The sequence below is a fragment of the Rhodanobacter sp. BL-MT-08 genome (assembly GCF_054161255.1).
Window position 1 is genome coordinate 3,346,573 of the sequence record NZ_CP167872.1, and the last position, 10,832, is coordinate 3,357,404.

Annotated in this window: 11 protein-coding genes; 10 read left to right on the forward strand and 1 reads right to left on the reverse strand. The window is 63.9% G+C overall.

The genetic code is table 11. The annotated features are described in order from the left end of the window. Window positions 1-482 precede the first annotated feature (482 nt). The 10 genes from ACDK93_RS15025 to ACDK93_RS15070 all read left to right on the forward strand — a co-directional run bounded on the left by ACDK93_RS15025 (window position 483) and on the right by ACDK93_RS15070 (window position 8,929). Complete coding sequence (locus tag ACDK93_RS15025; protein ID WP_458072484.1) at window positions 483-1,133, forward strand: DUF2968 domain-containing protein; 651 nt, start codon at window positions 483-485, stop codon at window positions 1,131-1,133. A 189-nt stretch (window positions 1,134-1,322) separates the two neighbouring features. Continuing rightward, window positions 1,323-2,546 carry a molybdopterin molybdotransferase MoeA gene (locus ACDK93_RS15030; RefSeq protein ID WP_458069668.1) on the forward strand — a complete coding sequence of 408 codons (1,224 nt, stop codon included), beginning with the start codon at window positions 1,323-1,325 and terminating at the stop codon, window positions 2,544-2,546. 1 nt (window position 2,547) lies between these two features. Continuing rightward, complete coding sequence (gene moaA / locus ACDK93_RS15035; protein ID WP_458069669.1) at window positions 2,548-3,603, forward strand: GTP 3',8-cyclase MoaA; 1,056 nt, start codon at window positions 2,548-2,550, stop codon at window positions 3,601-3,603. Further along, complete coding sequence (gene moaC / locus ACDK93_RS15040) at window positions 3,604-4,083, forward strand: cyclic pyranopterin monophosphate synthase MoaC (RefSeq protein WP_458069670.1); 480 nt, start codon at window positions 3,604-3,606, stop codon at window positions 4,081-4,083. Beyond that, complete coding sequence (locus ACDK93_RS15045) at window positions 4,080-4,682, forward strand: NTP transferase domain-containing protein (protein WP_458069671.1); 603 nt, start codon at window positions 4,080-4,082, stop codon at window positions 4,680-4,682. The genes moaC and ACDK93_RS15045 overlap by 4 nt, the downstream gene beginning before the upstream one ends. Continuing rightward, a complete protein-coding gene (locus ACDK93_RS15050; protein ID WP_458069673.1) occupies window positions 4,682-4,924 on the forward strand; it encodes a MoaD/ThiS family protein in 243 nt (80 codons plus the stop codon). The genes ACDK93_RS15045 and ACDK93_RS15050 overlap by 1 nt, the downstream gene beginning before the upstream one ends. After that, entirely contained in the window at window positions 4,921-5,376 is a 456-nt protein-coding gene (locus tag ACDK93_RS15055) for a molybdenum cofactor biosynthesis protein MoaE (protein WP_458069674.1), read from the forward strand. Before ACDK93_RS15050 ends, ACDK93_RS15055 begins: the two co-directional genes overlap by 4 nt. 122 nt (window positions 5,377-5,498) lie before the next feature. Further along, window positions 5,499-6,431, forward strand: a complete 933-nt coding sequence (locus ACDK93_RS15060; protein WP_458069676.1) for a cytochrome b/b6 domain-containing protein — start codon at window positions 5,499-5,501, stop codon at window positions 6,429-6,431. Continuing rightward, on the forward strand, window positions 6,424-7,179 hold the full coding sequence (locus ACDK93_RS15065) for a molybdopterin-binding protein (protein WP_458069678.1): 756 nt from the start codon (window positions 6,424-6,426) through the stop codon (window positions 7,177-7,179). The genes ACDK93_RS15060 and ACDK93_RS15065 overlap by 8 nt, the downstream gene beginning before the upstream one ends. A 142-nt stretch (window positions 7,180-7,321) precedes the next feature. Next, window positions 7,322-8,929, forward strand: a complete 1,608-nt coding sequence (locus tag ACDK93_RS15070; RefSeq protein WP_458072486.1) for a M28 family metallopeptidase — start codon at window positions 7,322-7,324, stop codon at window positions 8,927-8,929. A gap of 74 nt (window positions 8,930-9,003) precedes the next feature. Here ACDK93_RS15070 and ACDK93_RS15075 read toward each other — a convergent pair whose 3' ends face one another. After that, window positions 9,004-10,656: an alpha-glucosidase family protein gene (locus tag ACDK93_RS15075; protein ID WP_458069680.1), complete on the reverse strand. Its 1,653-nt coding sequence runs from the start codon at window positions 10,654-10,656 to the stop codon at window positions 9,004-9,006. Window positions 10,657-10,832 lie beyond the last annotated feature (176 nt).

A 10,832-nucleotide genomic window follows, 5' to 3' on the forward strand; every position in this document is an offset into this window, starting at 1 on the left:
TCGGTAAACCCGTTCAACTATTCGGAATATTTCCTGATCGACGGCTTCTTCCCGATTGAATCCATGCGCCCCGATGAAGAGTGCGCAAATTCGGCAATATCTCGCTTTTCGTTTGATGAGGTTTCACTGAATGCGATTCCCATCACAAAATTTCCGGTTTTTCCATTCCATTTTGCGAAGTAGCTCACTGTTCATCATTGGCACGCTTGCCGAAAACTGCCCTGCGCGCCCCTCGTCGCCTTAGACCCCGCCACGCAAACATGACACACCACTGGCGTGTCCTGCACGGGGCGATCCGGCCAGCCGCTCTTGACCCGCCGCGCCGCACCATTAGACTCGCCGCATCGGGGCTGCATGAAATGGGCCATCCACCCGCGGCGGACACTGTCCCCGACGGGCCTCAGCGTGCTCAAACGATGTAAGGGGTTGATTCGATGACTGACAGCGGGCACGGACGGCAACTTTCCCGATGGTTGGTCGCATTGACCTTTACCGGCGCCTCAGCGTGCGCCGCCCCTGTTCATCATTCCCAAGCACCGGTCGCACAAAACACGCCAGCGCCGGCGCAGGCCTCTGCAGGAACAGTTGCCTACCTGCGTCAGCTTGTGGACAGCCATCAGCTGACGCAACTGCGCACGACCTTCAGCGGCAATTACGGCGCCACGCTGTTTTTTCAACCGGACAAGCTCAGCTACTACGTCGCCTTGTTTCACGGCGATGTCTACTGGCGCGTCATCCAGACCGATTCGGAGCCAAGCGCGGAGTCGATCTATCGCGCCTTCGCCGACCAGTCCGAAAAGCTGGCCCAGGTCGATATCGACGCACTGCGGCTGAAGGCCGGCAACAGCTACGCCGAGCAGATGGTCGCGCTGAACGAAAAGCGCCTGCGTAGCCTGCAGCAGGATGCCAATCGTCAGCAGCAGCAGGCGCAGGAGGTAGCCGCCCAGCAGCAGCAGTCGCAGCAGCGGGCCGTTGCGCTTTCGAACGATTTACGCAACACCCGCAACCAGCTCGACGCGGTGAAGGCGCGAATCCGTGCGCTTGAGGCGCAACAGGCCAACCCCGAGATGGTTCTGCCGCAGCCTTCGCCACCTGATACCGGCAAGCCATCGCCCGCCAGTCCGTCGAACTGAAGCAAGGCGCTCGCGCACGCATTGGAGCGTTCGAACGGCGCTGAATCGCACGCTTGCCTTACAACAGTCTCATTCGGCCCCATCCAGTGAATCCCGGGTCTACTGCAGGCTCACCATGAAGTAACCCTGCGCCTTCACGCGTCGAATGCTTTCATGCGCCCGTTGCGAAGCCGCCCACCTGGCCTGCCCATGCCCGACCAACCTGTGACCCGAATGATTTCTGCCAGCGAAGCGGAGCAGCTGATCGGCGTGCACCTGAATACGTTCACGACCGCCACGCGATCCATTGATGAGGCGGCGGGCTGCGTCCTGCGCCAGCCCATAGTCGCCGAGCGCGACCAGCCGCCGTTCGACCGCGTGACCATGGACGGTATGGCGATCCGATTGGAGGATTTCTCGCGCGGCACGCGCCGCTTCGATATCGGCGGCATGCAGGCGGCCGGCATGCCGCCGACGGCGATGCAGCAGCAGGACGCCTGCATCGAGGTGATGACCGGCGCCGTGATGCCCGACGGCTGCGACACCGTGATCGCCGTCGAACAGACCCGACGCGAAGGATCGCAGCTAGTGATCGCCGCGGACTGCGAGCCACAGCGCGGGCAGTTCATTCACCGTCGTGGCAGCGATTGCCAAGCCGGCGACACGCTTGTCGAGGCCGGCGCCAGGCTGCGTGCGCCCGAGATCGCCGTGATCGCCGCCAACGGCTACGGCTCGGTCGAGGTGTCCACCCAGCCGCGCGTGACGATCCTCGCCACCGGCGACGAGCTGGTGGACGTGGAGGCGCCGGTAGCCGCCTGGCAGATTCGCCGATCCAACGATCGGGCATTGGCCGCGCTTCTCGCCAGCCGCGGCCTGAGTGAGGTCAGGCTCAAGCATGTCACCGACGACCGCGACATGCTCAAAGCGGCCATCGCCCAGCAGCTCGATACGCGCGACGTGCTGATCCTCTCCGGCGGCGTGTCGATGGGCCAGCGCGACTTCGTGCCCGGCGTACTCAGCGAGCTCGGCGTACAGCGCGTGTTCCACAAGATCGCCCAGCGCCCGGGCAAGCCGATGTGGTTCGGCGTGGGCCCTAAAGGTCAGGCGGTCTTCGCGCTGCCCGGAAATCCGGTGTCGGTGCTGGTCTGCGCCACCCGCTACGTGATGCCGGCGCTGCTTGCCGCCATGGGACGAACGGCGAGCCCCCCCACTCGTGTTGTCCTGGCAGGCCCGATCGACTTTGCCGCTGCTCTTACCTATTTCGTTCCCGTGCGGATGCAGCCCGACGCCGCCGGCCTGCCCGTCGCCGCGCCCATGCCGACGCAGACCTCGGGCGACTTCTCCGCGCTGACGCAAACCGATGGTTTTGTCGAACTGCCGCCCGAAAGGTCGCACTTTCCCGCCGGTTTCATCGCCACCTACTATCCTTGGTGAGATGAATACGACGTACACCCTCCCCGACGCCCTCCGCACCCGGCTTGCTCCTCCGCTGGACATGCGCGGCCGTCCGCTGCACGACCTGCGCATTTCGGTGATGGATCGCTGCAACTTCCGCTGCCCGTACTGCATGCCGGAAGCAAAGTACGGCAAGGACTTCGCGTTTTTGCCGACCGCCGAGCGGCTCGATTTCGCCGAGATCGTGCGGCTGACCCGGCTGGCTGCGCTGCTCGGCGTGCGCAAGGTGCGCATCACCGGCGGCGAGCCTTTGTTGCGACCAAATCTGGCCGAGCTGATCAGCGAACTGCGCGCGATTGAATCGATCGACGATATCGCGCTGACCACCAATGGCGTGCTGCTGGCCCAGCAGGCGCCGGCTTTGATGGCCGCAGGCCTGAACCGCGTCACTGTGAGCCTGGACTCGCTCAATCCTGCGGTGTTTTCGCGCATGAACGGCGGCCGCGGCGAGCTGGAGCGCGTGCTGCAGGGCATCCGCGCGGCGAGCGCGGCCGGGCTCGGTGACCTAAAGGTCAATACGGTGGTGCAGCGCGGCGTCAACGATCACACCCTGCTCGACATGCTGAACTACTTCCGCGGCAGCGATGTGGTGGTGCGCTTTATCGAATTCATGGACGTGGGCAATCTCAACCACTGGTCGATGGCCGAAGTAGTGCCGTCGGCGGAGCTGTTGCAGCAGATCGAGCAGCGCTGGCCGCTCGAAGCCCTGCCCGGCCACTACAAGGGCGAGGTGGCAAAACGCTACCGCTACCGCGACGGCCAGGGCGAGATCGGCTTCATTTCGTCGGTGACGGCACCGTTCTGCGGCGCCTGCACGCGTGCGCGCATTTCGTCGGATGGCTCGCTGTATACCTGCCTGTTCGCCGAGCGCGGCATGGATCTGAAACAGCCGCTGCGCAACGGCGCCTCGGACGAACAGTTGCTCGACATGATGCGCAGCGCCTGGCTGCAGCGCACCGATCGCTACAGCGAAGAGCGCGCCACGCCGCAGGCGCAGCATCACAAGAAAATCGAAATGTATTACATCGGAGGCTGAATGCTCTCGCACGTGGATTCGGACAATCAGCCGCGCATGGTCGACGTGGGCGACAAGCTCGCCACGCAGCGCGTCGCACGGGCTCAGGCGCGCGTGCTGCTGCCAGCCGACGTGGCCGCGCAGCTGCGCGAGGCCGGCCACATGACGCCCAAGGGCCCGGTGCTGACCACGGCCAACCTGGCCGGCGTGATGGGCGCCAAGGCCACGCCGCAGCTGATTCCGCTGTGCCATCCGCTGATGCTGCAGCGCTGCCGCGTCGATCTGAGTGTCGAAGGCGACGAGATCGTCATCGTCTGCGAGGTCGCCTGCCACGGCACCACCGGCGTGGAGATGGAAGCGCTCACCGGCGCCAGCATCGCCGCGCTGACGGTGTACGACATGTGCAAGGCGATGTCGCACGACATCGTGATCCGCGACGTGCGCCTGCTGCATAAATCTGGCGGCAAGCGCGATCTCGATACCACGGCGAAGTCGGCATGAGCGCATCGGTTCTTTCATCAGCATCCAACGTCTATGGCCTGGTGCTCAGCGGCGGCGCCAGCCGGCGCATGCAGCACGACAAGGCGCTGATCGACTACCACGGCGAACCGCAGCTTCTGTGGACCTATCGCCTGCTTTCATCGGTTTTGGATCGGGTCTTCATTTCGGTGCGCAGCGACCAGCGCGACGAACCGGTGCGTCGGGACCTGCCGCAGATCGTCGATGCCTTCGAGGATGCCGGCCCCGCCGCGGGCATCCTGTCGGCCCAGGCGCTCCACCCCGACGTGGCGTGGCTGGTGGTTGCCTGCGACCTGCCGCGGCTGGATGCTGCAACCTTGCAACATCTGCTGCAGTCGCGCGACCCGAGCCGCGACGCGACGGCTTTCATCAGCAGCCATGACGGCCTGCCCGAGCCGCTGTGTGCGCTGTGGGAGCCGGCCAGTCACAGCAAACTTCTGGAACGCGTTCTGGCCGGCCGCAGCTGCCCGCGCAAGGCGCTGATCCAGGGGAACACGCAACTGCTGCAGCCTTACACGGCGCACGCGCTGGACAACATCAACACACCCGAAGAACTGGCCACACTGCGAGCTGCCCTCTGATGACCTCCGTTACCGTGGAATACTTTGCCCAGCTGCGCGAGCAGGCCGGGCAAGGTCGCGAAACCGTTTCCAGCGCCGCCGAATCCCTCGCCGCGCTTTACGCCGAGCTGCGCGAGAGGCACGGCTTTCGGCTGGACACCGCGCAGCTCAAGGTCGCTGTGAACGCGCAGTTTCGCGACTGGCAGCAGCCGTTGGCCGAAGGCGACGTGATCGTTTTCATTCCGCCGGTGGCCGGCGGATGAGCCGCGTCAGCATTGCCGCGCAGCCGGTCGACACAAATACGTTGCGGCGTGAACTGCAGCGGCCGGGCTGCGGCGGCTTTTGCGTATTCGAAGGCTGGGTGCGCGAAACCAACGAAGGTCGCGAAGTCAGCGGCCTGGATTACGAAGCCTATAACGAGCTGGCGATCAGCGAGGGCGAGCGCATCATCGACGAGGCCGTGCAGCGTTTCGGCATTGCCGACGCCCGCTGCGTGCATCGCGTCGGCAGCCTGGCCGTCGGCGATACCGCGGTATGGATCGGGGTGGTCTCGCCGCATCGCGACGAGGCGTTCCGCGCCTGCCGCTACATCATCGACCAGGTCAAGATGCGCCTGCCGATCTGGAAAAAGGAGCACTATCTGGTTGGCGAGTCGTCCTGGGTCGCCTGCTCGCACGGGCCAGCGGACGAACACGACCATGCGCACCATGGCTGATTGAAACTTTACCCGCGTACGGATGGCAGGTAACCCCGCAGGGATCCGCGGCGAATGGATCAGAGACTTACCTCGTAACCTCGATATATCAAGCCGTTGATTCGCTGCCAGGGAACCCTTCCATGACCACGGAAACCGTGACTGAAAACGTGATGGGCCCGAGCGCCGCGGCGGTCGCGTCGCCCACGCCGACGAAATCCAAGCGGCTGGTTTACCGCCACTCGCTGCCGATCCGGCTGATGCACTGGATCAACGTGATCAGCCTGTCGCTGATGTTCTTCAGCGGGCTGCAGATATTCAATGCGCACCCAAGCCTGTCGTGGGGCAACTACAACAACCCGGACAAGCCGCTGCTGGCGCTGGACGCGCGCGAGGACGCCAACGGCAACCTCACCGGCATCACCCGCATCGGCAAGCACGAGTTCAATACCACCGGCGTGCTCGGTGTTTCCAAAGGGCCGGATGGCACGCCGACCGCGCGCGGTTTTCCCTTCTGGCTCACCGTGCCCGGTCCGGGCTGGCTGTCGATGGGCCGGCAATGGCATTTCTTCTTTGCCTGGATCTTCGTGCTCAACGGCATCTGCTACATCGGCTATTCGCTGGCGAAAAAGCACGTGCAGCGCGACCTGTGGCCGACTAAGGCGGACTGGCGCGGTATCGGCCAATCGATCGCCGACCACGTGCGCTTCAAGCATCCGCACGGTGACGAAGCGCTGCGCTACAACATCCTGCAGCGGCTGGCGTATCTGATCGTGATCTTCGTCTTCGGTATCGGCATCGTGCTGATGGGCCTGGCCATGTCACCGCGGATGGATGCGGTGCTGTCGCCGATGGTGGAGTTCGTCGGCGGCCGGCAGGCGGCGCGCACGATCCACTTCATCATCGCCTGGGCCTTCGTCGCCTTCGTGCTGATCCATGTGTTCGAGGTGTTGATCAGCGGCGTGTTCAACCAGCTGCGCGGCATGATCACCGGCTATTACAAGGTCGACGTGGCGCCCGTGAACGCGGTCAAACCCGAACCGGTGGCGGTGATCAAGGAGACCTCCCATGACTGACCGTCGGACGTTTCTGCGCATGGCCATCATGGGCACCGCCGGCCTGCTGGTCGCCGGCTGCGACAAGATCTCGCAAAGCAGCTGGGGTCCGAAAGTACTCGGCAAGGCTCAAGGGCTGAACCGGCGCGTGCAGGCGCTGCTGTCGCCATCCAGCGCGATGGCCAAGGAATACACCGAAGCCGATATCTCGCCGACCTTCCATCCGAACGGCACCACCATGCCGGACACGGACGAATACCAGGCGCTGATGGCGAACAACTTCCGCGATTACAAACTCAAAGTGACTGGCCTCGTGACGACCCCAGGCGAGTTCTCCATCGACGATCTGAAAAAACTCGACAATCGTACGCAGATCACCCGCCACGACTGCGTCGAGGGCTGGAGCGCCATCGGCAAATGGCAGGGCACGCAGCTGTCCGCCCTGCTCGATCACGTCGGCGTCGATCCCAAGGCGCGCTTCGTGGTGTTCCACTGCCTGGACAATATGGACGTGGACACGCCGTACTACGAAAGCGTCGACATCGAGGAAGCGCGCCATCCGCAGACGCTGCTCGCCTTCAACCTCAACGACAAGCCGCTGCCGGTCTCCAACGGCGCGCCGCTGCGCCTGCGCGTGGGTCGCCAGCTGGGCTACAAGCAGGCCAAGTACATCGGCAGCATCGAGCTGGTCGACACCTTTGCCAAGATCGGCAGTGGCAACGGCGGCTACTGGGAAGACCAGGGATACGAGTGGTACGCGGGTATCTGAGCCGGCGGCGATTGCGCGAACAACCGCCTGCTAGACCTGTCGGCGTCCGCTCCCTACTATCGGAGCGGATTCCCACGACAGGTAGCTGCTCTTGAAACGACTGATTCTTTCTACCCTTGCCCTGGCCATATCGACGGCCGTGATGGCTGGCGCCGTCCAAGCGCCCACCTTCGATCCGCACCGTCTATCCGACGAGGTCAAGACGCTGTCCTCCGATGCATTCGAAGGCCGCGGCCCGGCCACGCCGGCCGAGAGCAAAACCATCGACTACGTCGTCGCGCAGATGAAGGCAGCCGGCCTGCAGCCTGGCGGCGATCTGTCCAACGGCAAACGCGCCTGGACCCAGGCCGTGCCGCTGCTGCGCACCGAGATCATCGGCACACCGACGCTCACGCTGTCCGGCGACGGCAAATCGCGGTCGCTGACCCAAGGCAACGAAATCGCCGTACTCGCACCGATGGACGGCTCGACGTCCGTAACGATCGCCAACGCACCGCTGGTGTTCGTCGGCTACGGCGTCAGCGCGCCGGAGCGCCACTGGGATGATTTCAAGGGCGTCGACCTGCACGGCAAGATCGCCGTGGTGCTGATCAACGATCCCGACTTCGAAACCGGCGTCGGCGATTTCGGCGGCAAGGCCATGACCTATTACGGCCGCTGGACCTACAAGTACGAGGAAGCCGCGCGCCATGGCGCGCTCGGCATGCTCATCGTGCATGAAACCGCGCCGGCGTCGTACGGCTGGAACACGGTGAAGAACTCCAACATCATCACCATGTTCGACATCGTGCGTGACAAGCCCGCCGCCGTGCATCCGCAGCTGGAAGCATGGATTCAGCGCGACCTCGCGGTCGACATGTTCAAACGGGCCGGGCTCGATTTCGAGGCGCTGAAAAAACAGGCGCAGACGCGTGCATTCAAGCCGGTCACGCTGAAGGGCGAAAGCTTCTCGGCCAATTTCAAGGTCGACTCCAAAGTCATCACCTCGCACAACATCGTCGGCCGTATCGAGGGCAGCAAGCATCCCGATCAGACGGTGATCTACAGCGCGCACTGGGATCATCTGGGCGTCGGCCAGCCCGATGCGAAGGGCGATCGAATCTACAACGGCGCTGTCGACAATGCCACCGGAACAGCCGCGCTGATCGAACTGGGCCGTGCCTTCGCCAAGGCACCGCGGCCGGAGCGGTCGATGGTGTTTCTCAACGTCACCGCCGAAGAGAAAGGCCTGCTGGGCTCGGAGTACTATGCGGCCCAGCCGCTGTATCCGCTTGCCACCACGGTCGGCGTGATCAATATGGACGCGCTCGATCCGCACGGCCCGACGCGCAATTTCACCATCTCGGGCAGTGCCAAACTCGGCCTGCTCGACGATCTGATCGCCGATGCCAAGACCTACGGCATGGCATACAGCCCGGACCCGAAGCCGGAAGCGGGACACTTCTTCCGTTCCGATCACTTCTCGTTTGCCAAGCGCGGCGTGCCGGCGATCTCGTTCGGCTCGGGTAACGACTGGGTGGACGGCGGCTTGGCCGCGGGCAAGGCCGCCGAGGACGATTACACCGCCAAGCGCTATCACCAGCCCGGCGACGAGTGGCAGGCCGACTGGCCGTTCACCGGCATGGCGCGCGACCTGCAGGTGCTCTACGTGCTGGGCAGCCAGCTGGCCAACTCCGACGAGTGGCCGGACTGGAGCAAGGATTCCGAATTCCGCGCCACCCGCGACAAGACCGACGCCGACCGCAAGTAGCCGCCAACATTAGCCAAGTCCAAAAGCCACTCCCTGACCGGAGTGGCTTTTTTCTCACGTGTTTTCGCAACCAGCTAAGCCGTATCCCCTGGCGTCGAATGCGCGCCGCCGGAGCGCAGCGACGCAAACCACACGCCGCAGGCGGGCAGATGCAGCTGCCGGTTTCGTAGTTCGCCGCGTGCAAGACCGTAACCAGGCATCGCCACCGCTTCAGTCGCCAGCGGCAGATCGAGCTCAACCGGCTTATCGGCGAGATTGAATACCGCCAACACCGTCTTGCCCTCAAAGCTGCGGGTGAAGGCCAGCACCGGTTCAGCCGTCTCGATAAAACGAATATCGCCCCAGCGCAGCGCAGGCTGCGACTGCCGCCAGTGCATGAAGGCGCGAAAACCGTGGAGTACCGAATGCGGATCGCCCTCCTGCCGGATCACGGCCAATTCGCGGTGGTCCTGCGGCACCGGCAGCCACGGCGTGCTGCGACTGAAGCCGGCGTGCTCGCCCTCGCTCCAGGGCATGGGCGTGCGGCAGCCATCGCGACCTTTGAACTGCGGCCAGAAGGCAATGCCGTAAGGATCCTGCAGCGATTCGAACGGCAACTCGGCCTCGGTCAGACCCAGCTCTTCGCCCTGATACACGCAGACCGAACCACGCAACGAACAAACCATCGCGGTAAGCAGATTGGCCAGCGGCACCGCCGGCCTGCCTTTGCCCCATCGCGACAACACGCGCTCCACGTCGTGATTGGAAATGGCCCAGCACGGCCAGCCTTCGGCCATCTGCGCCTCAAGCCGCTCGACCGTATCGCGGATATAGGTGGCGCTGAAATCGTCGGTCAGCAATTCGAAGCTGTAACCCATATGCAGGCGGCCGGGCTCGGTGTATTCCGCCATGGTCGCCAGCGAGTCCTCCGAGGAAATTTCGCCCAGTGCAGCCACATCCGTATAGCCGTCCATCAGCGCGCGCAGTTCGCCGAGAAAGGCCAGATTTTCCGGCTGCGTGTTGTTGTAATAGTGGTACTGAAACGCGTACGGGTTGTCCGGGCTGAAGCCCCGACCGATGCGCCGGTCCTTAGGCTTTGGCGGGTTGTCGCGCAGCTGCCGATCGTGGAAGCAGAAGTTGATCGCATCCAGGCGCACGCCGTCCACGCCCTTGTCCAGCCAGAACTTCACGCTGTCCAATATCGCTTCGCGCACCTGCGGGTTGTGGAAGTTCAGATCCGGCTGCGCCGCCAGAAAGTTGTGCAGGTAATACTGGCCGCGCCGCGGCTCCCATTGCCAGGCCGAGCCGCCGAACAGCGACAGCCAGTTGTTCGGCGGGCTGCCGTCGTCGCGTGCGTCGGCCCACACGTACCAGTCCGCCATTGCGTTGTCGCGGCTCTCGCGGCTTTCCCGAAACCACGCATGCTCGACCGAGGTGTGGCTGAGCACCTGATCGATCATCACCTTCAGCCCAAGCGCGTGTGCTTTCGCCAGCAGCTGATCGAAATCCGCCAGCGTGCCGAACAAGGGATCGACGTCGCGGTAGTCGGCAATGTCGTAGCCGAAGTCGGCCATCGGCGATTTGAAGAACGGCGAAATCCAGATGGCGTCCACGCCGAGGCTGGCCACATAGTCGAGCCGCTCGATGATGCCCGGGAGATCACCCACGCCATCGCCGTCGGTATCCAGAAAACTGCGCGGGTAGATCTGATAGATGACGGCACCACGCCACCAGCTTGCGTCGGACATTGAACCAAACCCCATGACATGAACCGGCCGTGCCGTGCAGGCGCCCGTCGGTGAATGGCAGCAGCTTAGCGGCAGCTCCGTGGCATGACGCAGGGTTCTGCATACGTATTCATTCGTGCTGCGGCTGCGTCACGGCAGGCGATCGACACGGTAGCAAGACGTCGATCGAATCTCAT